Source organism: Escherichia sp. R1, assembly GCF_003000935.1.
Lineage (GTDB): Bacteria > Pseudomonadota > Gammaproteobacteria > Enterobacterales > Enterobacteriaceae > Escherichia > Escherichia coli.
Map to the genome: position 1 here is coordinate 1 of NZ_PSRU01000025.1, position 20528 is coordinate 20528.

General features: G+C 49.4%; 35 protein-coding genes and 1 rRNA gene. 6 read left to right on the forward strand and 30 right to left on the reverse strand.

All coding sequences use genetic code 11. The features are described 5' to 3' along the window. Positions 1-112, reverse strand: a 16S ribosomal RNA gene (locus C4F37_RS23580); the annotation flags it as partial. 472 nt (positions 113-584) lie between these two features. Between C4F37_RS23580 and C4F37_RS23585 the strand changes: the two genes are divergently transcribed. After that, entirely contained in the window at positions 585-1139 is a 555-nt protein-coding gene (locus C4F37_RS23585) for a gamma carbonic anhydrase family protein (RefSeq protein ID WP_001286216.1), read from the forward strand. Here C4F37_RS23585 and C4F37_RS23590 read toward each other — a convergent pair. The 6 genes from C4F37_RS23590 to dprA are packed head-to-tail and all read right to left on the reverse strand — an operon-like array spanning position 1115 to position 4909. Continuing rightward, the gene (locus C4F37_RS23590) at positions 1115-1372 is read right to left on the reverse strand and encodes a DUF1488 domain-containing protein (protein WP_001070567.1); all 258 of its coding nucleotides are present in this window, start codon (positions 1370-1372) and stop codon (positions 1115-1117) included. The genes C4F37_RS23585 and C4F37_RS23590 overlap by 25 nt on opposite strands. Beyond that, positions 1369-2187 carry a shikimate dehydrogenase gene (aroE, locus tag C4F37_RS23595; RefSeq protein WP_000451230.1) on the reverse strand — a complete coding sequence of 273 codons (819 nt, stop codon included), beginning with the start codon at positions 2185-2187 and terminating at the stop codon, positions 1369-1371. The genes C4F37_RS23590 and aroE overlap by 4 nt, the downstream gene beginning before the upstream one ends. Positions 2188-2191: 4 nt before the next feature. After that, positions 2192-2764 (reverse strand): L-threonylcarbamoyladenylate synthase type 1 TsaC, encoded by a 573-nt coding sequence (gene tsaC, locus C4F37_RS23600; RefSeq protein ID WP_001297709.1) that lies wholly within the window; start codon positions 2762-2764, stop codon positions 2192-2194. Between the two features lie 4 nt (positions 2765-2768). Beyond that, a complete protein-coding gene (locus tag C4F37_RS23605) occupies positions 2769-3311 on the reverse strand; it encodes a DNA topoisomerase family protein (protein WP_001312137.1) in 543 nt (180 codons plus the stop codon). Positions 3312-3339: 28 nt separating this feature from the next. Then, positions 3340-3813: a DUF494 family protein Smg gene (smg, locus tag C4F37_RS23610; RefSeq protein ID WP_000460672.1), complete on the reverse strand. Its 474-nt coding sequence runs from the start codon at positions 3811-3813 to the stop codon at positions 3340-3342. After that, positions 3785-4909, reverse strand: coding sequence for a DNA-protecting protein DprA (gene dprA, locus C4F37_RS23615; protein WP_000228508.1), 1125 nt, complete (start codon positions 4907-4909; stop codon positions 3785-3787). The genes smg and dprA overlap by 29 nt, the downstream gene beginning before the upstream one ends. Before the next feature lie 129 nt (positions 4910-5038). Here dprA and def point away from each other — a divergent pair, with 129 nt between their 5' ends. The 5 genes from def (at position 5039) to mscL (ending at position 9792) form a co-directional block, all read left to right on the forward strand. After that, positions 5039-5548, forward strand: coding sequence for a peptide deformylase (def, locus tag C4F37_RS23620; RefSeq protein ID WP_000114984.1), 510 nt, complete (start codon positions 5039-5041; stop codon positions 5546-5548). Positions 5549-5562: 14 nt separating this feature from the next. Further along, positions 5563-6510, forward strand: coding sequence for a methionyl-tRNA formyltransferase (gene fmt, locus C4F37_RS23625; RefSeq protein ID WP_000004421.1), 948 nt, complete (start codon positions 5563-5565; stop codon positions 6508-6510). Positions 6511-6561: 51 nt separating this feature from the next. Continuing rightward, on the forward strand, positions 6562-7851 hold the full coding sequence (rsmB, locus tag C4F37_RS23630; RefSeq protein ID WP_000744766.1) for a 16S rRNA (cytosine(967)-C(5))-methyltransferase RsmB: 1290 nt from the start codon (positions 6562-6564) through the stop codon (positions 7849-7851). 21 nt (positions 7852-7872) lie between these two features. After that, positions 7873-9249: a Trk system potassium transporter TrkA gene (gene trkA, locus C4F37_RS23635; RefSeq protein WP_001539892.1), complete on the forward strand. Its 1377-nt coding sequence runs from the start codon at positions 7873-7875 to the stop codon at positions 9247-9249. Positions 9250-9378: 129 nt separating this feature from the next. Beyond that, entirely contained in the window at positions 9379-9792 is a 414-nt protein-coding gene (gene mscL / locus C4F37_RS23640; protein ID WP_000022450.1) for a large-conductance mechanosensitive channel protein MscL, read from the forward strand. Here the strand turns inward: mscL and arfA are convergent. The 23 genes from arfA to rplP form a co-directional block, all read right to left on the reverse strand. Then, a complete protein-coding gene (gene arfA, locus C4F37_RS23645) occupies positions 9789-10007 on the reverse strand; it encodes an alternative ribosome-rescue factor ArfA (protein ID WP_000092695.1) in 219 nt (72 codons plus the stop codon). The genes mscL and arfA overlap by 4 nt on opposite strands. Positions 10008-10062: 55 nt before the next feature. Further along, positions 10063-10488, reverse strand: coding sequence for a Zn(2+)-responsive transcriptional regulator (zntR, locus tag C4F37_RS23650; protein WP_000285610.1), 426 nt, complete (start codon positions 10486-10488; stop codon positions 10063-10065). A gap of 10 nt (positions 10489-10498) precedes the next feature. After that, on the reverse strand, positions 10499-10867 hold the full coding sequence (locus C4F37_RS23655) for a DUF1992 domain-containing protein (protein WP_000266504.1): 369 nt from the start codon (positions 10865-10867) through the stop codon (positions 10499-10501). A 106-nt stretch (positions 10868-10973) separates the two neighbouring features. Continuing rightward, positions 10974-11357 carry a 50S ribosomal protein L17 gene (rplQ, locus tag C4F37_RS23660; RefSeq protein ID WP_001216368.1) on the reverse strand — a complete coding sequence of 128 codons (384 nt, stop codon included), beginning with the start codon at positions 11355-11357 and terminating at the stop codon, positions 10974-10976. Between the two features lie 40 nt (positions 11358-11397). Further along, a complete protein-coding gene (locus C4F37_RS23665) occupies positions 11398-12387 on the reverse strand; it encodes a DNA-directed RNA polymerase subunit alpha (protein ID WP_001162094.1) in 990 nt (329 codons plus the stop codon). Between the two features lie 25 nt (positions 12388-12412). Continuing rightward, positions 12413-13033: a 30S ribosomal protein S4 gene (gene rpsD, locus C4F37_RS23670; protein ID WP_000135224.1), complete on the reverse strand. Its 621-nt coding sequence runs from the start codon at positions 13031-13033 to the stop codon at positions 12413-12415. Positions 13034-13066: 33 nt separating this feature from the next. Next, positions 13067-13456 carry a 30S ribosomal protein S11 gene (rpsK, locus tag C4F37_RS23675; RefSeq protein WP_001029684.1) on the reverse strand — a complete coding sequence of 130 codons (390 nt, stop codon included), beginning with the start codon at positions 13454-13456 and terminating at the stop codon, positions 13067-13069. 16 nt (positions 13457-13472) lie between these two features. Then, positions 13473-13829, reverse strand: coding sequence for a 30S ribosomal protein S13 (gene rpsM / locus C4F37_RS23680; RefSeq protein WP_000090775.1), 357 nt, complete (start codon positions 13827-13829; stop codon positions 13473-13475). A gap of 146 nt (positions 13830-13975) precedes the next feature. Then, entirely contained in the window at positions 13976-14092 is a 117-nt protein-coding gene (gene rpmJ, locus C4F37_RS23685; RefSeq protein ID WP_000868187.1) for a 50S ribosomal protein L36, read from the reverse strand. 31 nt (positions 14093-14123) lie between these two features. Beyond that, positions 14124-15455, reverse strand: a complete 1332-nt coding sequence (gene secY / locus C4F37_RS23690) for a preprotein translocase subunit SecY (RefSeq protein ID WP_001118861.1) — start codon at positions 15453-15455, stop codon at positions 14124-14126. Between the two features lie 7 nt (positions 15456-15462). Beyond that, positions 15463-15897: a 50S ribosomal protein L15 gene (gene rplO, locus C4F37_RS23695; RefSeq protein ID WP_001238917.1), complete on the reverse strand. Its 435-nt coding sequence runs from the start codon at positions 15895-15897 to the stop codon at positions 15463-15465. 3 nt (positions 15898-15900) lie between these two features. After that, complete coding sequence (gene rpmD / locus C4F37_RS23700) at positions 15901-16080, reverse strand: 50S ribosomal protein L30 (protein WP_001140433.1); 180 nt, start codon at positions 16078-16080, stop codon at positions 15901-15903. 3 nt (positions 16081-16083) lie between these two features. Continuing rightward, the gene (rpsE, locus tag C4F37_RS23705; RefSeq protein ID WP_000940121.1) at positions 16084-16587 is read right to left on the reverse strand and encodes a 30S ribosomal protein S5; all 504 of its coding nucleotides are present in this window, start codon (positions 16585-16587) and stop codon (positions 16084-16086) included. Between the two features lie 14 nt (positions 16588-16601). Beyond that, positions 16602-16955 carry a 50S ribosomal protein L18 gene (rplR, locus tag C4F37_RS23710; protein WP_000358960.1) on the reverse strand — a complete coding sequence of 118 codons (354 nt, stop codon included), beginning with the start codon at positions 16953-16955 and terminating at the stop codon, positions 16602-16604. A gap of 9 nt (positions 16956-16964) precedes the next feature. Continuing rightward, positions 16965-17498, reverse strand: coding sequence for a 50S ribosomal protein L6 (rplF, locus tag C4F37_RS23715; RefSeq protein WP_000091945.1), 534 nt, complete (start codon positions 17496-17498; stop codon positions 16965-16967). A gap of 12 nt (positions 17499-17510) precedes the next feature. Next, positions 17511-17903 carry a 30S ribosomal protein S8 gene (gene rpsH / locus C4F37_RS23720; protein WP_000062611.1) on the reverse strand — a complete coding sequence of 131 codons (393 nt, stop codon included), beginning with the start codon at positions 17901-17903 and terminating at the stop codon, positions 17511-17513. 33 nt (positions 17904-17936) lie between these two features. Next, positions 17937-18242: a 30S ribosomal protein S14 gene (gene rpsN / locus C4F37_RS23725; protein WP_001118930.1), complete on the reverse strand. Its 306-nt coding sequence runs from the start codon at positions 18240-18242 to the stop codon at positions 17937-17939. A gap of 14 nt (positions 18243-18256) precedes the next feature. Beyond that, positions 18257-18796 carry a 50S ribosomal protein L5 gene (gene rplE, locus C4F37_RS23730; protein ID WP_001096200.1) on the reverse strand — a complete coding sequence of 180 codons (540 nt, stop codon included), beginning with the start codon at positions 18794-18796 and terminating at the stop codon, positions 18257-18259. 14 nt (positions 18797-18810) lie between these two features. Further along, positions 18811-19125: a 50S ribosomal protein L24 gene (gene rplX, locus C4F37_RS23735; RefSeq protein ID WP_000729186.1), complete on the reverse strand. Its 315-nt coding sequence runs from the start codon at positions 19123-19125 to the stop codon at positions 18811-18813. 10 nt (positions 19126-19135) lie between these two features. Continuing rightward, positions 19136-19507 (reverse strand): 50S ribosomal protein L14, encoded by a 372-nt coding sequence (rplN, locus tag C4F37_RS23740; protein WP_000613955.1) that lies wholly within the window; start codon positions 19505-19507, stop codon positions 19136-19138. Positions 19508-19671: 164 nt separating this feature from the next. After that, positions 19672-19926, reverse strand: coding sequence for a 30S ribosomal protein S17 (rpsQ, locus tag C4F37_RS23745; RefSeq protein WP_000130100.1), 255 nt, complete (start codon positions 19924-19926; stop codon positions 19672-19674). Further along, the gene (rpmC, locus tag C4F37_RS23750; protein ID WP_000644741.1) at positions 19926-20117 is read right to left on the reverse strand and encodes a 50S ribosomal protein L29; all 192 of its coding nucleotides are present in this window, start codon (positions 20115-20117) and stop codon (positions 19926-19928) included. Before rpmC ends, rpsQ begins: the two co-directional genes overlap by 1 nt. Then, entirely contained in the window at positions 20117-20527 is a 411-nt protein-coding gene (gene rplP, locus C4F37_RS23755) for a 50S ribosomal protein L16 (RefSeq protein WP_000941212.1), read from the reverse strand. The genes rpmC and rplP overlap by 1 nt, the downstream gene beginning before the upstream one ends. Position 20528: the final 1 nt, after the last annotated feature.

A 20528-nucleotide genomic window follows, 5' to 3' on the forward strand; every position in this document is an offset into this window, starting at 1 on the left:
CCGTCCGCCACTCGTCAGCAAAGCAGCAAGCTGCTTCCTGTTACCGTTCGACTTGCATGTGTTAGGCCTGCCGCCAGCGTTCAATCTGAGCCATGATCAAACTCTTCAATTTAAAAGTTTGATGCTCAAAGAATTAAACTTCGTAATGAATTACGTGTTCACTCCTGAGACTTGGTATTCATTTTTCGTCTTGCGACGTTAAGAATCCGTATCTTCGAGTGCCCACACAGATTGTCTGATAAATTGTTAAAGAGCAGTTGCGACGCGGCTTTCAGCTCACTGTCGCGAGGTGGCGTATATTACGCTTTCCTCTTTCAGAGTCAACCCTGAACTTCAGGATTTTTTCTCTTTGTTGTTACGACCATCTTGTGAAGTGTTTCACGTTGTCGTCTCAACGGAGGCGCATTATAGGGATCCCAATTTTTTGCACAAGTACTTTTTTGATCTTTTTTTCTGTTTGTTGCTTTTTCACCCTTTTTGCTGCATTCGCACACAAAACGGTGCTTTTTTGCATGCTAAAAGACTTGCACAAGGCCAATAATGCACCCAAAGTCATTAGTAAATCATTTATTGTTGAGGTGAGTATGTCTGATGTTTTACGCCCATACCGCGATCTTTTTCCACAAATCGGTCAGCGCGTAATGATCGACGATAGCAGCGTCGTGATTGGTGACGTTCGTTTGGCTGATGATGTGGGGATCTGGCCGCTCGTTGTGATTCGTGGAGATGTACATTATGTACAGATCGGAGCACGCACCAATATCCAGGATGGCAGTATGTTGCATGTCACTCATAAATCCTCGTACAACCCAGATGGCAACCCATTAACCATTGGCGAAGATGTCACTGTTGGTCACAAGGTGATGCTCCACGGCTGCACCATTGGCAATCGAGTTTTGGTTGGGATGGGCTCAATTTTACTTGATGGCGCAATAGTAGAAGATGATGTGATGATTGGTGCGGGTAGCCTGGTCCCACAAAATAAACGGCTGGAGAGCGGATATCTGTATCTCGGTAGCCCCGTCAAACAGATCCGCCCGTTAAGTGATGAAGAGAAGGCTGGGTTACGCTATTCCGCAAATAACTACGTGAAATGGAAGGACGAATATCTGGATCAAGGTAACCAGACCCAACCTTGATCATCTTCACTTTGTTCCTGAATTAAGTTTTCCGCTTCTTCTTCCAGGTCCCAGCGATGCTGACGAAAACTCGCTAACCACTGTTCTGGCGTATCTCCAGTAAAGCGATACGCCAGACTCTCGCCAGAGATCGCACATGTCAGTTGCATACCATTCACGAGAGCGGGAAAACATACACATCTTTTATTCTCGTCCCACTCTTCCCTATCCGGAAACTGGATGGCCTGATTCACGCTGACAATTCCTGTTGCAATAGTTTGATGACCGGTTCTACATCAGGCAGAACGCCATGCCAAAGAAGGAAGGCATGAGCCGCCTGTGCCACCAGCATTCCTAAACCATCAGCATTACGCTTTGAGCCTCGCTGCTCACACCATGCCAGAAAAGGAGTTTTTCCTTTCTGATAGAACATGTCATAGCAATAAATGCCTGGATGAATGAGCGATGACGGGATCGCCGGAATATCACCACTGATGCCACTGGATGTTGCATTAATAATGAGATCAAACTCATGACCTTCCAGTTCGTCCATACCCAACGCCTGAATACTGCCAGTGTGCGCAAACAATTTAGTCAACTCTTCTGCGCGAGATACCGTCCGATTAGTGATTGTCACCGCACAGTCCAGGGAAAGGAGTGGCAGTAGTACGCCGCGAGATGCTCCACCAGCGCCAATGAGCAGAATACGTAAACCAGGACGGATAAAAGACAGACGTTCCAGATCGCTTAACAAACCTATACCATCGGTATTGTCACCCAGCAGGCGTCCATCTTCTAACCGCTTGAGGGTATTAACAGCACCAGCCAACGCTGCCCGTTCAGTAAGCTCATCCGCTCTGGCAAAAGCCTCTTCTTTAAAAGGTACCGTCACATTCGCACCTTTACCACCAGCACTAAAGAAAGCGTTCAGTGTGTTGATGAAATCATTGATGGGTGCCAACACGCGTCCATAGGGATGTTCAATATTCAGTTGCTGAGCAAATTGCTGATGAATGAATGGCGATTTGCTGTGGGCTATCGGATTACCAAAAACAGCATAGGTTTCCATTATGTTACCCCTGTCGAAACAGTTCACCCGTCAGGGCATCGCGGATTTCTGAAGGATTTAAACGCCCCCCCGTTTCACCAGGCACAACCGGGAACGCCGCGCCAAATTGTGCGCGAACTTCGTCTACTGTTCGACAAGGTGGCAATCCACTCAAGTTGGCACTGGTAGAAACCAGCGGTTTACCATAAGCCTGGCACAAAGCAACCACCAACGGATGGTCGGTGACTCGTACAGCAAGCGAATCAAAGCGGCCCGTCAACCAGCGCGGTGTTGTCGCAGGCGCGGGAAAAACAAAGGTGACAGGACCTGGCCAGCGAGAAAATATAGTTTCACGCTGCGCGTCAGTCAGCATGGTGTCATCAATATAGGGTTTAAGCTGCTCGTAATTTGCGGCGATTAGAATCAGCCCCTTATCAACCGGACGCTGTTTTAACTCCAACAGTCGCATCACTGCTGTTTCGCTATCAGGATCGCACCCGACACCGAAAACGGCTTCCGTTGGATAGGCGATGACACGTTCTTCATTGAGGACATCTATCGCAGCTGCGATAGCGTCTCCTTGCAGGTTATTATTCACGTTATTATTCCGCCGAAATCGGCTTTCCACATTGTTTACTGGCACAAAAGTGTTTTACACCCTGCGCGGTTTTCTTTTCGATGAGTAGCGGATAATGGCACTCAGGGCATTCTCCAGCTATGGGTTTGAAGTTAATGGCAAATTGACACTCCGGGTAGCGATCACAGGAGTGAAATGTTTTGCCATAACGGGAGCGGCGCTGAACCAGATGGCCCGTCCGGCATTGGGGGCATGTAATTGCTGTTTCGTCCGGTTTATCGATAAGTTCGGTATGTTCGCATTCAGGGTAGTTACTGCAACCAATAAACATACCAAAGCGTCCCTGGCGTAATACCAGATTTGCGCCACATGCAGGGCAAACCTGCCCCTCCAGAACTTTGACAATATGTCCATCCGCTGAAGATTTCAGAGGACGGACGTAGTCACACGCCGGATACTGTGAGCATCCAAGAAACGGACCGTGTTTCCCGGATCGAATAACTAGTTCAGCCCCGCACTTTGGGCAGGACTCATTATTACGCACCGTGAACAGTGCTGATTTCGCCATAACTACTTATGCTGAATTAAAGAAATGATTAATGCAGCATACCTTCATTCACTTCAAAGAGTAATTCTTCCATTTGCTGGTACGCATTTTCGCAGCCCGGAATATTGAACAACACCATCAGGATTACCCATTTCAGGTCTTCCAGGTCGAACTCAGCGGTATCCAGCGCGAGCACTCGCTCTATCACCATTTCACGGGTTTCAAGGTTAAGCACCTGAATTTGCTCAAGGAAAAGCAGAAAACCACGACAGCTGGCATCCAGTCTTTCACACTCTTCAGGGGTATAAATACGCATGGAGAGTGGATCAGAGGCCAGTTGCATCGGTTCTGCCAGTCCTTCCTGATAATCCGCAAGCTTTTCCAGCCAAAGCAGGGCATTGTAGATATCTTCTCGATCAAATCCTGCGTCGGTAAGATCCTGTTCAAGTTTGTCTTGATCCACACGCAACTCAGCTTCTGTGTGAATATAGGTTTCAAACAAATACATTAGTACGTCGAACATGGCATGCCCTCCTCAATCGGACATAGCCGCCGGGTACAGCTGCGATCCATCCTGCTAACTCCAGTTCGAGTAGTTGAGTAACTACCTCTGGCACAGGTTGGCCGGCACGTTCAGCGACGACGTCAACAGGTGTTACCTCATCTCCTACGTTAGCCAGGAGCTCAGGAAATGGCAATGCCACGTCTTCCTGATCTGGTGAATAAAATGAATTTTCAGGGGCGTCTGGCAACCAGTGCAATCCAAATTGCAAGTTTTCCAGAATTTCTTCCGGTTCCGTCACAAGAATCGCACCTTGTTTTATTAACCAGTGAGGCCCTTCGCTTCCCGGATTCCCTATTGGACCTGGCAAAGCAAAAACTTCACGCCCCTGCTCAAGCGCACAACGTGCTGTCACCAGCGAACCACTGCGCAAAGCCGCTTCCACCACCAGTACACCTTTACTTAGACCACTGATAATGCGATTTCTTCGTGGGAAATTGTAAGCAAGGGGTGGAACATCGAGGGGAAATTCCGAGACGAGAGCACCACCTTGCTCAAGTAGACTGGCAGCCAGTGGAGCATGGCGGCGGGGATGAATGGTATTAAGTCCATTCCCCAATACAGCAATGCTAACGCCATTTACCTGTAAGGCCGCTTTATGCGCCACACCATCGATTCCACGCGCCAGTCCACTCGTAATTGTCACTCCACGCGTCGCCAGAGTTTCGCAAAATAATCGTCCCCATCGCTCGCCATACCATGAATGCGCCCGACTCCCCACTACGGCAAGCTGAAATGAATGCAACGCGTGCAGTTCTCCTTCAACAAACAGTGCGCCGGGGTAATCTGTCGTCGCCAGAAGTTGAGGAGGATAAAATTCGCTGTCCGCAGGGATTAAATGATGGTTGGGTTGCTCCAACCAACAAAGTGAGCTTTCGATACTCTTTCGCGGAAATGAAAGAAAGCGTTGTGCCTGCCGCAATGTAAGCCCTGTTTGCTGCAATACAACCGCATCAATATGCGACTGTTTTGCCAGCCAGTGAGCTATACGGACCATATCATCGCCATACAAGCTGCTGATGCTAATTAAACGCAGCCAAATTTCTGTATCGACCATCCTTATCTCCCTGCCATAAGCAGCCTTAGCAATCTTTGCGATTGGTCAGTGATGCTGTCAATCAGAGGGGGATTTGTCTAGAATAGAAGAAATAATCTTTCTAACTCCTGAACACATCTCTGGAGATTTATGTCAGTTTTGCAAGTGTTACATATTCCGGACGAGCGGCTTCGCAAAGTTGCTAAACCGGTAGAAGAAGTGAATGCAGAAATTCAGCGTATCGTCGATGATATGTTCGAGACGATGTACGCAGAAGAAGGTATTGGCCTGGCGGCAACCCAGGTTGATATCCATCAACGTATCATTGTAATTGATGTTTCGGAAAACCGTGACGAACGGCTGGTGTTAATCAATCCGGAGCTTTTAGAAAAAAGCGGCGAAACAGGCATTGAAGAAGGTTGCCTGTCGATCCCTGAACAACGTGCTTTAGTGCCACGCGCAGAGAAAGTTAAAATTCGCGCCCTGGACCGCGACGGTAAACCATTTGAACTGGAAGCAGACGGTCTGTTAGCCATCTGTATTCAGCATGAGATGGATCACCTGGTCGGCAAACTGTTTATGGATTATCTGTCACCGCTGAAACAACAACGTATTCGTCAGAAAGTTGAAAAACTGGATCGTCTGAAAGCCCGGGCTTAAGGATAAGAATTAACGTGTCAGAATCACTACGTATTATTTTTGCGGGTACACCTGACTTTGCAGCGCGTCATCTCGACGCGCTGTTGTCTTCTGGTCATAACATCGTTGGCGTGTTTACCCAGCCAGACCGACCGGCAGGACGCGGTAAAAAACTGATGCCCAGCCCGGTTAAAGTTCTGGCTGAGGACAAAGGTCTGCCCGTTTTTCAACCTGTTTCCCTGCGTCCACAAGAAAACCAGCAACTGGTCGCCGATCTGCAGGCTGATGTTATGGTCGTCGTCGCCTATGGTTTAATTCTGCCTAAAGCTGTGCTGGAGATGCCGCGTCTTGGCTGTATCAACGTTCATGGTTCACTGCTGCCACGCTGGCGCGGTGCTGCACCAATCCAACGCTCACTATGGGCGGGTGATGCAGAAACTGGTGTGACCATTATGCAAATGGATGTTGGTTTAGACACCGGTGACATGCTTTATAAGCTCTCCTGCCCGATTACTGCAGAAGATACCAGTGGTACGCTGTACGACAAACTGGCAGAGCTTGGCCCACAAGGGCTTATTACTACGTTGAAACAACTGGCAGACGGCACGGCGAAACCAGAAGTTCAGGACGAAACTCTTGTCACTTACGCCGAAAAGTTGAGTAAAGAAGAAGCGCGTATTGACTGGTCACTTTCGGCAGCACAGCTTGAACGTTGCATTCGCGCTTTCAATCCATGGCCAATGAGCTGGCTGGAAATTGAAGGGCAGCCGGTTAAAGTCTGGAAAGCATCTGTCATCGATACGACAACAAAGGCTGCGCCAGGAACAATCCTTGAAGCCAATAAACAAGGCATTCAGGTAGCGACAGGTGATGGCATCCTGAATCTGCTCTCAATGCAACCTGCAGGTAAGAAAGCGATGAGCGTGCAAGACCTCCTGAATTCTCGTCGGGAATGGTTTGTACCGGGCAACCGTCTGGCCTGATAGTCCACTCTTCTAAGCCCGGTCTTACCGGGCATCTTTATATTTATACTTATGAAAAAACAACGTAATTTACGTAGCATGGCGGCCCAGGCCATTGAACAAGTCGTTGAGCAAGGGCAATCACTGAGCAACATTCTGCCACCGCTCCAGCAAAAAGTTTCCGATAAAGATAAAGCTCTTCTCCAGGAGTTATGCTTTGGCGTACTGCGTACGCTCTCACAGTTAGACTGGCTGATTAATAAGCTAATGGCCCGTCCGATGACAGGCAAACAGCGTACTGTTCATTACCTGATTATGGTTGGTTTGTATCAACTGCTTTATACCCGCATTCCACCTCATGCCGCGCTGGCTGAAACGGTTGAAGGCGCAGTTGCAATTAAGCGCCCGCAACTTAAGGGATTGATTAACGGTGTATTACGTCAGTTCCAGCGTCAGCAAGATGAGTTATTAGCCGAGTTTAATGCCAGTGATGCACGTTATCTGCATCCTTCCTGGTTGCTGAAGCGTCTGCAAAAGGCGTATCCCGAGCAGTGGCAATCCATCGTCGAAGCCAATAACCAGCGTCCGCCAATGTGGCTGCGCGTTAATCGTACGCATCATTCCCGCGACAGCTGGCTTGCATTGCTGGATGAAGCAGGAATGAAAGGTTTCCCGCATGCGGATTACCCTGATGCTGTACAGCTGGAAACACCTGCACCTGTTCATGCGCTACCCGGTTTTGAAGAAGGATGGGTTACCGTTCAGGATGCTTCAGCACAAGGTTGCATGACCTGGCTTGCTCCACAAAATGGTGAACACATTCTGGATCTTTGCGCCGCCCCAGGCGGTAAAACAACGCATATTCTTGAGGTTGCTCCAGAGGCGCAAGTTCTGGCGGTCGATATTGATGAGCAGCGCCTCTCTCGCGTTTACGACAATTTAAAACGCCTTGGTATGAAGGCAACCGTAAAACAAGGTGATGGCCGTTACCCTTCCCAATGGTGTGGTGAGCAACAGTTCGATCGCATTTTATTAGATGCACCTTGTTCGGCAACTGGTGTAATTCGTCGCCATCCGGATATTAAATGGTTACGCCGCGATCGCGATATCCCAGAACTCGCGCAGTTGCAGTCTGAAATTCTCGACGCCATCTGGTCGCATTTAAAATCCGGAGGAACCCTGGTCTATGCCACCTGTTCGATGTTACCGGAAGAGAATAGCCTGCAGATTAAAGCCTTTTTGCAACGTACCGCTGATGCCGAACTTTGCGAAACAGGAACACCAGAGCAACCGGGTAAACAAAATTTGCCCGGTGCCGAAGAGGGCGACGGCTTCTTTTACGCTAAGCTAATCAAAAAGTGATGAGATAACGGGTCGCGACTGATGAAAATTATCATTCTGGGTGCCGGCCAGGTTGGCGGCACACTGGCGGAAAACCTGGTTGGCGAGAACAACGATATTACTGTTGTCGATACCAACGGTGAGCGTCTGCGGACCTTACAGGATAAATTTGACCTGCGAGTCGTGCAGGGGCATGGCTCTCATCCACGCGTATTGCGGGAGGCAGGTGCCGACGACGCCGATATGCTGGTTGCTGTAACCAGTTCAGATGAAACCAATATGGTTGCCTGCCAGGTAGCCTACTCACTTTTCAACACCCCTAATCGCATCGCTCGTATCCGCTCACCAGACTACGTGCGCGATGCCGATAAGCTATTTCATTCAGATGCTGTTCCGATTGATCATCTGATCGCACCAGAGCAGTTGGTTATCGATAATATTTACCGACTGATTGAGTATCCCGGCGCATTGCAGGTGGTGAACTTCGCTGAGGGTAAAGTCAGCCTGGCTGTGGTTAAAGCCTATTATGGCGGCCCGCTGATTGGTAATGCACTTTCGACCATGCGCGAACATATGCCACATATCGATACTCGTGTGGCAGCAATTTTCCGCCACGATCGCCCCATTCGTCCGCAAGGTTCGACCATTGTTGAAGCTGGTGATGAAGTGTTCTTTATTGCCGCTTCACAGCATATCCGCGCGGTGATGAGTGAATTACAGCGACTGGAAAAACCGTATAAGCGGATCATGCTGGTTGGTGGCGGTAATATCGGTGCAGGGCTGGCGCGTCGTCTGGAAAAAGATTACAGCGTTAAACTCATCGAACGTAATCAGCAGCGCGCTGCCGAACTGGCGGAAAAGTTGCAGAATACGATCGTCTTTTTTGGTGATGCGTCGGATCAAGAACTGCTGGCCGAAGAACATATCGATCAAGTTGATCTGTTTATTGCCGTCACCAACGATGACGAGGCCAATATCATGTCCGCCATGCTTGCCAAACGTATGGGTGCGAAAAAGGTGATGGTATTGATCCAACGTCGCGCTTATGTGGATCTGGTTCAGGAGAGCGTGATCGATATTGCGATTTCACCACAACAAGCAACTATTTCTGCGTTGCTTAGCCATGTGCGAAAAGCAGATATTGTTGGTGTTTCCTCATTACGCCGCGGCGTAGCAGAAGCTATTGAAGCCGTTGCTCACGGTGATGAAAGCACCTCACGCGTTGTCGGCAGAGTCATTGACGAAATCAAGCTACCGCCAGGAACGATTATTGGAGCGGTGGTACGTGGAAACGATGTGATGATTGCCAATGACAATCTGCGCATTGAGCAAGGCGATCACGTAATTATGTTCCTCACAGATAAAAAGTTTATTACCGACGTCGAAAGACTCTTCCAGCCAAGTCCTTTCTTCTTGTAATTAATAAGGCGTCTAATGACGCCTTATTATTTCCCTTTGATTATTAAGGATTAATTAAATCCATTCCTGGCAGGAAAATGGCTTAACATTTGTTAGACTTATGGTTGTCGGCTTCATAGGGAGAATAACATGAGCATTATTAAAGAATTTCGCGAATTTGCGATGCGCGGGAACGTGGTGGATTTGGCAGTGGGTGTCATTATCGGAGCGGCATTCGGGAAGATTGTATCTTCACTGGTTGCCGATATCATCATGCCACCTCTGGGCTTATTAATTGGCGGGATCGACTTTAAACAGTTTGCTGTCACGCTACGCGAGGCCCAAGGGGATATCCCTGCTGTTGTGATGCATTACGGTGTCTTCATTCAAAACGTCTTTGATTTTCTGATAGTGGCCTTTGCCATCTTTATGGCGATTAAGCTAATCAACAAACTGAATCGGAAAAAAGAAGAACCAGCAGCAGCAACACCTGCACCAACTAAAGAAGAAGTATTACTGACAGAAATTCGTGATTTGCTGAAAGAGCAGAATAACCGCTCTTAACAAGCGTCTGAAAGCAGAAGGCCAGTGGTAAAAAAGTGATTTACTTTCTTGCCACTGGCCTCCCAGTTCCCCCGATTGCCATGTTTTCCTTTTCGCATGTAACTGCCTTTCCCTTTCTTATTTTTCTCTACTCGCTGTCGGAATAAGGGATCATGTAGTAATGCTTCTATCGCATTATCCTTTATCTGCCCTTTAGTATGCTGATATCGGCTCATAAAAACTCCAGTTGGTTATTTAACGGCGCGAGTGTAATCCTGCCAGTGCAAAAAATCAACAGCCACTCTTAACGCCACTCGCCCCTTGTTCAAGAGCTTCAAGAATCGAGCAATAAACACTGCTATGGGCGGTCCCACAACAGGTATCATTAAGGCGTTGCAAGGAACGCTGCATACTCTGCAACTCGGCTATACGAGCTTCGACTTCCTGCAATCGTTCCTGCACAATGCCTTTTGACTCCTGACAGGTATGGTGTTCCGGATCGATACGGATCGACAGCAACTCGCGGATCGACTCCAGACTGAAACCTAGTTGTCTGGCATGGCGGATAAATTTCAATCGCTGGAGATCGCTTTCGGTATACAGGCGAAACCCACCTTCGGTGCGTACTTCATGCTCCATCATCTGCTGCTTTTCGTAATAACGAATCGTGTCGGGTGTTACTTCCGCCATTTTTGCCAGCTCACCAATGCGATACATACATACTCCACTAGTTATCGTTGATTTTGTTCAACAACTTGTCAGCATAATCGCCGCGTAAAAAATCGGTACTCAATCCAGCTTGTCGCAGCTTCAATTCCAGTAATGACAATCGACGACTAACCTCTTGATATTGCGGATCATCATGACGGATACCTTTGAGAATATCCAGAAGCTGTATTGCTTCCCTCCTATGCTCAAGTTCTGGCGGTAAGCAACCAGCATTCTTCAGCAAGCGATACCCCGCACGTAATTCCGGTGGCACATGAGAATCATCATCCAGTATCAATGGTTCGCCGCTACCTACCAGGTTATCAAACTCACCTTTCGCTTGCGCTTCTGCTATATGACGCTCTGCCCACTGGTCAAGTAACCACATAAATACTCCAGGGGATGAATAAAAAGAGTACAGCTATTGTAGATAAGTGGGGATGCTACGGGTATAAAAAAACCCGCCGGGGCGGGTTTTTTTACGTTGCTTCAGATTACTCTGCAGCAGCTTCTGCTTTCTCTGAACGATCAACCAGCTCGATGTAAGCCATCGGCGCATTGTCGCCTGCACGGAAGCCACACTTCAGAATACGAGTGTAACCACCGGCACGGCTCGCGAAACGCGGGCCCAGTTCGTTAAACAGTTTTGCCACGATCTCGTTATCACGAGTACGGGCGAATGCCAGACGACGATTAGCAACGCTATCAGTCTTGGCAAGAGTAATCAGCGGCTCAACTACGCGGCGCAGCTCTTTCGCTTTAGGCAGAGTCGTCTTGATGATTTCATGACGAACCAGTGAACCTGCCATATTGCGGAACATAGCCTGGCGATGGCTGCTGTTGCGGTTCAGTTGACGACCACTCTTACGATGGCGCATGACCTTATCCTTCTCAGTAAAACCTTAACCTGTGATCCGGTTACTCGTCAGCGATGCTTGCCGGTGGCCAGTTTTCCAGGCGCATGCCCAGAGACAGTCCACGGGAAGCCAGCACGTCTTTAATCTCAGTAAGAGATTTTTTACCAAGGTTAGGCGTTTTAAGGAGCTCAACCTCGGTACGCTGTACCAGATCACCGATATAGTGGATAGCTTCTGCTTTAAGGCAGTTAGCAGAGCGGACAGTCAATTCCAGATCGTCAACAGGGCGCAGCAGGATCGGATCGAACTCTGGTTTCTCTTCTTTCACTTCAGGCTGACGTACATCACGTAAGTCAACGAAAGCTTCCAGTTGTTCAGCCAGAATGGTTGCCGCACGACGAATCGCCTCTTCAGGATCGATTGTGCCGTTGGTTTCCATTTCGATGACCAGCTTGTCCAGGTCGGTACGCTGTTCTACACGCGCTGCTTCAACATTGTAGGCAATACGCTCCACAGGGCTGTAGCATGCGTCGACCAGCAGACGGCCGATTGGGCGCTCATCTTCTTCCGAATGAATTCGGGTAGAAGCCGGCACATAACCACGACCGCGCTGAACTTTGATACGCATGCTAATAGACGCGTTCTCATCGGTCAGGTGGCAGATCACGTGCTGCGGCTTGACGATTTCGACATCACCGTCGTGGGTGATATCGGCTGCAGTCACAGGGCCAATGCCAGATTTATTCAAGGTAAGAATAACTTCATCTTTGCCCTGAACTCTCACCGCCAGCCCTTTCAGGTTGAGCAGGATTTCCAGGATATCTTCCTGAACGCCTTCTTTGGTGCTGTACTCATGTAGTACACCATCAATCTCAACCTCGGTCACCGCGCAACCCGGCATCGATGAGAGCAGAATACGGCGCAGTGCGTTACCCAGAGTATGGCCAAAGCCACGCTCTAAAGGCTCAAGGGTCACCTTGGCGTGCGTCGAACTCACTTGCTCGATATCAACCAGGCGCGGTTTTAGAAACTCTGTCACAGAACCCTGCATTGTGTCCTCTCTTTGGTACTAAGCTTTACTTGGAGTAAAGCTCGACGATCAGGTGTTCGTTAATGTCCGCAGACAGATCAGAACGCTCCGGCTTACGCTTAAACGTACCTTCCATCTTGCCAGCATCAACTTCCAACCAGGTTGGCTTTTCACGCTGCTCAGCCAGCTCCAGAGCGGCTTTCACGCGAGACTGCTTCTTCGCTTTCTCACGAATGCTTACAACGTCATTCGGACTAACCTGATAAGAAGCGATGTTAACAACACGACCGTTTACCATAATTGCTTTATGGCTAACCAGCTGACGTGCTTCTGCACGAGTGGCACCGAAGCCCATACGGTATACAACGTTGTCCAGACGACCTTCCAGCAGAGCCAACAGGTTTTCACCGGTGTTGCCTTTCAGACGTGCTGCTTCTTTGTAGTAGTTACGGAACTGACGCTCCAGCACACCATAGATACGGCGAACTTTTTGCTTTTCACGCAACTGCACACCATAGTCAGACAGACGCGGTTTACGCGCACCGTGCTGGCCAGGAGCTTGTTCAATTTTACACTTGGTATCGATCGCGCGAACGCCAGACTTAAGGAATAAGTCGGTGCCCTCACGACGGCTCAGCTTGAGCTTAGGACCCAAATATCTTGCCATTTTCTTTCTCCAACAAACCTGGAAAACGAGGCGTTATACGCGACGTTTTTTCGGCGGACGACAACCGTTATGAGGGATCGGAGTCACATCAGTAATGTTAGTGATGCGGAAACCTGCGGCGTTCAGAGCACGAATAGTAGATTCGCGGCCTGGACCCGGACCTTTAACCATAACTTCCAGATTCTTGATGCCGTATTCTTTCACGGCGTCAGCGCAACGCTCTGCTGCAACCTGTGCTGCAAACGGAGTGGATTTGCGAGAACCACGGAAACCGGAACCACCGGCTGTTGCCCAACCCAACGCGTTACCCTGACGATCAGTGATAGTCACGATGGTGTTGTTGAAAGAAGCATGGATATGAGCCACGCCGTCAGAGACTTGTTTTCTTACACGTTTACGTGCACGAATTGGTGCCTTTGCCATTATTCAATCACCCCGATTATTTCTTGATCGGTTTGCGCGGACCCTTACGGGTACGTGCGTTGGTCTTGGTACGCTGACCGCGAACCGGGAGACCACGACGATGACGCAAACCGCGATAGCAACCAAGATCCATCAGGCGCTTGATGCTCATGCTGATTTCACGGCGCAGATCACCTTCAACGACAAATTTGGCAACTTCGTCACGCAGCGTGTCGATTTGTCCTTCAGACAGCTCACTGATCTTAACATCTTCAGCGATACCCGCTGCAGCCAGGATGGCTTTAGAACGGGTCTTGCCGACGCCATAAATCGAAGTTAATGCGATTACGGCATGCTTATGATCAGGAATGTTAATGCCTGCTATACGGGCCACTATGCACTCCTACTATTTAATATGTACGTTCCATGCTGAAAAGCCCGTTTTCAGGATACTCAAATGGAAACGCACAGACATACAAAAGATTGGCTGGCTAATCTAGCCAGCTCAACCCAACTTTGCAAGAAAAATATGCGAAAAAATCAGCCTTGGCGCTGTTTATGCTTCGGCTCGGCACTGCAAATCACACGGATGACACCATCACGCTTAACGATTTTGCAGTTACGGCATAATTTCTTGACGGAAGCACGAACTTTCATTTTTACTCTCCGTAACTTCTCGGGCGACCAATTATCGGCCGTAGCCTTTCAGGTTCGCCTTCTTCAATGCAGACTCATACTGACTGGACATCATCAGAGTTTGCACTTGAGCCATAAAGTCCATAATCACGACAACAACGATAAGCAGTGAGGTCCCACCGAAGTAGAACGGTACTTTCATTGCATCACGCATGAACTCCGGGATCAGGCAGATAAAGGTAATGTACAGCGCACCAACCAAGGTCAGGCGGGTCATTACTTTATCGATATACTTCGCCGTTTGCTCTCCCGGACGAATTCCTGGTACAAATGCACCGGACTTCTTCAGGTTATCTGCTGTTTCACGCGGGTTGAAAACCAACGCCGTGTAGAAGAAACAGAAGAAGATGATTGCAGACGCATAGAGTAACACATAAAGCGGTTGCCCAGGCTGCAAATACAGCGAAATTGTTGTCAGCCAGTTCCAACCAGTACCGCCCCCGAACCATGACGCGATGGTCGCCGGGAACAGAATAATACTGGAAGCGAAGATTGCCGGGATTACCCCCGCCATATTCACTTTCAGCGGTAAATGTGTGCTCTGTGCAGCATAGACACGACGACCTTGCTGACGTTTCGCGTAGTTTACCACAATGCGGCGTTGACCACGCTCAACAAATACAACAAAGAACGTCACTGCAAATACTAATACTGCAACCAACAGCAACACGAGGAAGTGCAGGTCGCCTTGACGCGCTTGCTCGATAGTATGGGCAATGGCTGGCGGGAGTCCCGCGACAATACCGGCGAAGATAATGATTGAAATACCGTTGCCGATACCTCGTTCAGTGATCTGTTCGCCCAACCACATCAGGAACATGGTTCCTGTGACCAGACTTACAACAGCGGTGAAGTAGAATGCAAAGCCCGGGTTAATGACCAGGCCTTGCATACCAGGCATATTCGGCAGACCGGTAGCAATACCGATCGACTGGAATATTGCCAGCACCAGAGTACCGTAGCGGGTGTACTGGCTGATCTTACGACGACCAGACTCCCCTTCTTTCTTAATTTCTGCCAACGTTGGATGAACCACCGTCAGTAGCTGGATAATGATCGACGCCGAAATATACGGCATGATCCCCAGAGCAAAGATAGAAGCACGGCTGAGAGCACCACCAGAGAACATGTTAAACATCTCAATGATGGTGCCTCGCTGTTGCTCAAGCAGTTTGGCAAGTACAGCGGCATCAATACCAGGGATCGGAATAAAAGAGCCAATACGGAACACAATCAGCGCACCGATAACAAACAGCAGTCTGCGTTTCAGCTCGCCTAAGCCACCTTTGGCACTTTGAAAATCTAATCCCGGTTGTTTAGCCATCTGCTACTTATTCCTCGATTTTACCGCCAGCAGCTTCGATAGCAGCACGAGCGCCTTTAGTAACACGCAGGCCACGAACAGTTACCGGAGTCGTTACTTCGCCAGCCAGGATCACTTTCGCGAACTCGATCTGGATACCGATAATGTTAGCCGCTTTCAGCGTGTTCAGGTCTACAACACCGCCTTCTACTTTAGCCAGGTCAGACAGACGAACTTCGGCTGTAATCGCTGCTTTACGAGAAGTGAAGCCGAATTTCGGCAGACGACGGTACAGAGGCATCTGACCACCCTCGAAACCGCGACGTACGCCACCGCCAGAACGAGATTTCTGACCTTTGTGACCACGACCACCGGTTTTACCGAGGCCAGAACCGATACCACGACCCAGGCGTTTACCCGCCTTTTTGGAGCCTTCGGCCGGAGACAGAGTATTTAAACGCATCTCTTACTCCTCAACTTTAACCATGAAGGAAACCGCGTTGATCATACCGCGAATAGCAGGAGTATCCTCGCGCTCTACGGTGTGACCAATACGACGCAGACCCAGGCCAAGCAGCGTTGCCTTGTGTTTCGGCAGACGACCGATTGCACTGCGGGTTTGAGTAATTTTAATAGTCTTTGCCATGGTTTATTTCCCCAGAATTTCTTCAACGGATTTACCACGCTTGGCAGCGACCATTTCTGGAGAATTCATATTTTCCAGGCCATCGATAGTTGCACGAACCACGTTAATCGGGTTGGTGGAACCATACGCTTTAGCCAGAACGTTATGAACCCCAGCGACTTCCAGAACGGCGCGCATTGCACCACCGGCGATGATACCGGTACCTTCGGAAGCCGGCTGCATGAATACGCGAGAACCCGTATGAACACCTTTAACAGGGTGTTGCAGAGTACCGTTATTCAGCGCGACGTTAATCATATTGCGACGGGCTTTTTCCATCGCTTTCTGGATCGCTGCTGGAACTTCACGCGCTTTACCGTAACCAAAACCAACGCGACCGTTACCATCGCCAACTACAGTCAGAGCTGTGAAGGAGAAAATACGACCACCTTTAACGGTTTTAGATACGCGGTTTACCGCGATCAGCTTTTCCTGCAGTTCGCCAGCTTGTTTTTCGATGTGAGCCATCTTACACCTCTACCTTAGAACTGAAGGCCAGCTTCACGGGCAGCATCTGCCAGTGCCTGGACACGACCATGATATTGGAACCCGGAACGGTCAAAGGATACATCTTTGATGCCTTTTTCCAGAGCGCGTTCAGCGACAGCTTTACCCACAGCTGCAGCCGCGTCTTTGTTACCGGTGTACTTCAGTTGTTCAGCGATAGCTTTTTCTACAGTAGAAGCAGCTACCAGAACTTCAGAACCGTTCGGTGCAATTACCTGTGCGTAAATGTGACGCGGGGTACGATGTACCACCAGGCGAGTTGCGCCCAGCTCCTGGAGCTTGCGGCGTGCGCGGGTCGCACGACGGATACGAGCAGATTTCTTATCCATAGTGTTACCTTACTTCTTCTTAGCCTCTTTGGTACGCACGACTTCGTCGGCGTAACGAACACCCTTGCCTTTATAAGGCTCAGGACGACGGTAGGCGCGCAGATCCGCTGCAACCTGGCCGATCACCTGCTTATCAGCGCCTTTCAGCACGATTTCAGTCTGAGTCGGACATTCAGCAGTGATACCCGCAGGCAGCTGATGGTCAACAGGATGAGAGAAACCCAGAGACAGGTTAATCACATTGCCTTTAACCGCTGCACGGTAACCTACACCAACCAGCTGCAGCTTCTTAGTGAAGCCTTCGGTAACACCGATAACCATTGAGTTCAGCAGGGCACGCGCGGTACCAGCCTGTGCCCAACCGTCTGCGTAACCATCACGCGGACCGAAGGTCAGGGTATTATCTGCATGTTTAACTTCAACAGCATCGTTGAGAGTACGAGTCAGCTCGCCGTTTTTACCTTTGATCGTAATAACCTGACCGTTGATTTTTACGTCAACGCCGGCAGGAACAACGACCGGTGCTTTAGCAACACGAGACATTTTTTCCTCCGATTAGGCTACGTAGCAGATAATTTCGCCACCAAGACCAGCCTGGCGCGCTGCACGATCAGTCATAACACCTTTAGAGGTAGAAACAACTGCGATACCCAGACCCGCCATAACTTTCGGCAGCTCATCTTTACGTTTATAGATGCGCAGACCTGGGCGGCTGACACGCTGAATGCTTTCTACAACAGCTTTGCCCTGGAAATACTTCAGAGTAAGTTCCAGTTCAGGCTTGGTGTCGCCTTCAACTTTAAAATCTTCAATAAAACCTTCTTCCTTCAGCACGTTGGCGATTGCCACTTTCAGCTTGGAGGAAGGCATGGTGACCGCAGCTTTGTTCGCGGCCTGACCGTTACGGATACGGGTCAGCATATCCGCGATCGGATCTTGCATGCTCATCTGTCTTTACTCCCGTGATTCAATTGGTGACAATTACCAGCTAGCCTTTTTCAGACCCGGGATTTCACCGCGCATAGCGGCTTCACGGACCTTAATACGGCTCAACCCGAACTTCCGCAGGAAACCATGCGGACGACCTGTTTGACGGCAGCGGTTACGCTGACGAGACGGGCTGGAATCACGCGGCAGAGTCTGCAGCTTGAGAACAGCGTTCCAACGATCTTCGTCGGAAGCGTTCACATCAGAGATGATCGCTTTCAGTTCAGCGCGTTTCGCGAAGTATTTATCAGCTAAAGCTACGCGTTTTACTTCGCGTGCTTTCATTGATTGCTTAGCCATTTAGTAACCCTACCTTACTTGCGGAACGGGAAGTCAAAGGCAGCCAGCAGAGCGCGGCCTTCTTCGTCAGATTTCGCAGTAGTGGTAATGGTAATATCCAAACCACGAACGCGGTCGACTTTATCGTAGTCGATTTCTGGGAAGATGATCTGCTCACGGACACCCATGCTGTAGTTACCACGACCGTCGAAAGACTTAGCGGACAGGCCACGGAAGTCACGGATACGAGGTACAGCAATAGTGATCAGGCGCTCAAAGAACTCCCACATGCGTTCGCCACGCAGAGTTACTTTACAGCCGATCGGATAGCCCTGACGGATTTTGAAGCCTGCAACAGATTTGCGTGCTTTGGTGATCAGCGGTTTTTGACCGGAGATTGCTGCCAGGTCTGCTGCTGCGTTATCCAGCAGTTTTTTGTCAGCGATCGCTTCACCAACACCCATGTTCAGGGTGATCTTCTCGACCCGAGGGACTTGCATGACAGAATTGTAGTTAAACTCAGTCATGAGTTTTTTAACTACTTCGTCTTTGTAGTAATCATGCAGTTTCGCCATCGTACTACTCCAAATTACTTGATAGTTTCGCTGTTAGACTTGAAGAAACGGACTTTTTTACCGTCTTCGAATCTAAAGCCTACACGGTCAGCCTTGCCGGTTGTCGCATTGAAGATTGCTACGTTGGAAACCTGAATAGCGGCTTCTTTTTCAACGATGCCACCCGGTTGGTTCAGGGCCGGAACCGGCTTCTGATGTTTCTTAACCAGGTTGATACCTTCAACAATGACCTTGCCGGAAGACAGGACATTCTTAACTTTACCGCGTTTACCTTTATCTTTACCGGTTAACACGATAACTTCGTCATCACGACGGATTTTCGCTGCCATGATTCGCTCCTTAGAGTACTTCTGGTGCCAGAGAGATAATTTTCATGAACTTCTCACTACGAAGCTCACGAGTTACCGGCCCAAAAATACGCGTACCGATAGGCTGCTCGCTGTTGTTGTTCAGAAGAACACAAGCATTACCATCGAAGCGAATGACAGAACCGTCCGGGCGACGAACACCCTTCTTGGTGCGCACCACTACCGCCTTCAGCACATCACCTTTTTTGACCTTACCACGCGGAATTGCTTCTTTGATGGTGATCTTGATGATGTCGCCTACGCCTGCGTAGCGACGGTGCGAGCCACCCAGAACCTTGATACACATTACGCGACGTGCACCGGAGTTGTCGGCGACGTTCAGCATAGTCTGTTCTTGGATCATTTTAGTGCTCCGCTAATGTCAACTACTACTGAGACCCGAAAATCAGGTCGTTAAAAATCCCCATATCGAGGGCGCGGCATTATAACACCGCTTCAAGGATATGGGTAGAAAAAATAAACGGCTCATTTCTGAGCCGTTTATTCGTATCGAGAGAGTGTACTGTATTACAGAACCGCTTTCTCTACAACGCGAACCAGCGTCCAGGATTTAGTCTTGGACAGCGGACGGCATTCGCGGATTTCAACCACGTCACCGATACCGCATTCGTTGTTCTCGTCATGTACGTGCAGTTTGGTCGTACGCTTGATGAATTTACCGTAGATCGGGTGTTTCACAAAACGTTCGATAGCAACAACAATGGATTTCTCCATTTTGTCGCTAACAACGCGACCTTGCAGAGTACGGATTTTATCGGTCATTACGCACCCGCCTTCTCGTTCAGTAAAGTCTTAACGCGTGCGACATCGCGACGCACTTGCTTCAACAGGTGAGACTGTTGCAGCTGGCCACTTGCAGCCTGCATACGCAGGTTGAACTGCTCACGCAGCAGGTTCAGCAGCTCGGTGTTCAGCTCTTCAACGCTCTTCTCACGCAGCTCTTTTGCTTTCATTACATCACCGTCTTAGTTACAAAGGTGGTTTTAATCGGCAGTTTCGCTGCTGCCAGCTTGAATGCTTCACGGGCCAGCTCTTCCGGAACACCGTCCATTTCATACAGGACTTTACCCGGCTGAATCAAGGCAACCCAATACTCCACGTTACCTTTACCTTTACCCATACGCACTGCCAGCGGCTTTTCAGTGATCGGTTTGTCCGGGAACACACGGATCCAGATCTTACCTTGACGCTTAACTGCACGGGTCATAGCACGACGTGCTGCTTCGATCTGACGTGCAGTCAGACGACCACGGCCAACAGCTTTCAGACCGAAGCTGCCGAAGCTAACATCCGTACCCTGCGCCAGACCGCGGTTACGGCCTTTGTGCATTTTACGGAATTTTGTACGCTTTGGTTGTAACATC

Coding starts and splice junctions, on each gene's coding strand:
- C4F37_RS23655 (WP_000266504.1), bottom strand. CDS start 10,867: ATGTGGTTACTTGACCAGTGGGCAGAGCGTCATATAGCAGAAGCGCAA.
- rpsK (WP_001029684.1), bottom strand. CDS start 13,456: ATGGCAAAGGCACCAATTCGTGCACGTAAACGTGTAAGAAAACAAGTC.
- rplO (WP_001238917.1), bottom strand. CDS start 15,897: ATGCGTTTAAATACTCTGTCTCCGGCCGAAGGCTCCAAAAAGGCGGGT.
- rpsN (WP_001118930.1), bottom strand. CDS start 18,242: ATGGCTAAGCAATCAATGAAAGCACGCGAAGTAAAACGCGTAGCTTTA.
- secY (WP_001118861.1), bottom strand. CDS start 15,455: ATGGCTAAACAACCGGGATTAGATTTTCAAAGTGCCAAAGGTGGCTTA.
- C4F37_RS23605 (WP_001312137.1), bottom strand. CDS start 3,311: ATGGCGAAATCAGCACTGTTCACGGTGCGTAATAATGAGTCCTGCCCA.
- rpsD (WP_000135224.1), bottom strand. CDS start 13,033: ATGGCAAGATATTTGGGTCCTAAGCTCAAGCTGAGCCGTCGTGAGGGC.
- smg (WP_000460672.1), bottom strand. CDS start 3,813: ATGTTCGACGTACTAATGTATTTGTTTGAAACCTATATTCACACAGAA.
- def (WP_000114984.1), top strand. CDS start 5,039: ATGTCAGTTTTGCAAGTGTTACATATTCCGGACGAGCGGCTTCGCAAA.
- C4F37_RS23665 (WP_001162094.1), bottom strand. CDS start 12,387: ATGCAGGGTTCTGTGACAGAGTTTCTAAAACCGCGCCTGGTTGATATC.
- rplN (WP_000613955.1), bottom strand. CDS start 19,507: ATGATCCAAGAACAGACTATGCTGAACGTCGCCGACAACTCCGGTGCA.
- rplQ (WP_001216368.1), bottom strand. CDS start 11,357: ATGCGCCATCGTAAGAGTGGTCGTCAACTGAACCGCAACAGCAGCCAT.
- dprA (WP_000228508.1), bottom strand. CDS start 4,909: ATGGTCGATACAGAAATTTGGCTGCGTTTAATTAGCATCAGCAGCTTG.
- rplP (WP_000941212.1), bottom strand. CDS start 20,527: ATGTTACAACCAAAGCGTACAAAATTCCGTAAAATGCACAAAGGCCGT.
- rpmD (WP_001140433.1), bottom strand. CDS start 16,080: ATGGCAAAGACTATTAAAATTACTCAAACCCGCAGTGCAATCGGTCGT.
- rpmC (WP_000644741.1), bottom strand. CDS start 20,117: ATGAAAGCAAAAGAGCTGCGTGAGAAGAGCGTTGAAGAGCTGAACACC.
- rplF (WP_000091945.1), bottom strand. CDS start 17,498: ATGTCTCGTGTTGCTAAAGCACCGGTCGTTGTTCCTGCCGGCGTTGAC.
- rpmJ (WP_000868187.1), bottom strand. CDS start 14,092: ATGAAAGTTCGTGCTTCCGTCAAGAAATTATGCCGTAACTGCAAAATC.
- rpsE (WP_000940121.1), bottom strand. CDS start 16,587: ATGGCTCACATCGAAAAACAAGCTGGCGAACTGCAGGAAAAGCTGATC.
- aroE (WP_000451230.1), bottom strand. CDS start 2,187: ATGGAAACCTATGCTGTTTTTGGTAATCCGATAGCCCACAGCAAATCG.
- arfA (WP_000092695.1), bottom strand. CDS start 10,007: ATGAGCCGATATCAGCATACTAAAGGGCAGATAAAGGATAATGCGATA.
- zntR (WP_000285610.1), bottom strand. CDS start 10,488: ATGTATCGCATTGGTGAGCTGGCAAAAATGGCGGAAGTAACACCCGAC.
- mscL (WP_000022450.1), top strand. CDS start 9,379: ATGAGCATTATTAAAGAATTTCGCGAATTTGCGATGCGCGGGAACGTG.
- rplX (WP_000729186.1), bottom strand. CDS start 19,125: ATGGCAGCGAAAATCCGTCGTGATGACGAAGTTATCGTGTTAACCGGT.
- rpsH (WP_000062611.1), bottom strand. CDS start 17,903: ATGAGCATGCAAGATCCGATCGCGGATATGCTGACCCGTATCCGTAAC.
- trkA (WP_001539892.1), top strand. CDS start 7,873: ATGAAAATTATCATTCTGGGTGCCGGCCAGGTTGGCGGCACACTGGCG.
- rsmB (WP_000744766.1), top strand. CDS start 6,562: ATGAAAAAACAACGTAATTTACGTAGCATGGCGGCCCAGGCCATTGAA.
- rpsQ (WP_000130100.1), bottom strand. CDS start 19,926: ATGACCGATAAAATCCGTACTCTGCAAGGTCGCGTTGTTAGCGACAAA.
- C4F37_RS23585 (WP_001286216.1), top strand. CDS start 585: ATGTCTGATGTTTTACGCCCATACCGCGATCTTTTTCCACAAATCGGT.
- rplE (WP_001096200.1), bottom strand. CDS start 18,796: ATGGCGAAACTGCATGATTACTACAAAGACGAAGTAGTTAAAAAACTC.
- rplR (WP_000358960.1), bottom strand. CDS start 16,955: ATGGATAAGAAATCTGCTCGTATCCGTCGTGCGACCCGCGCACGCCGC.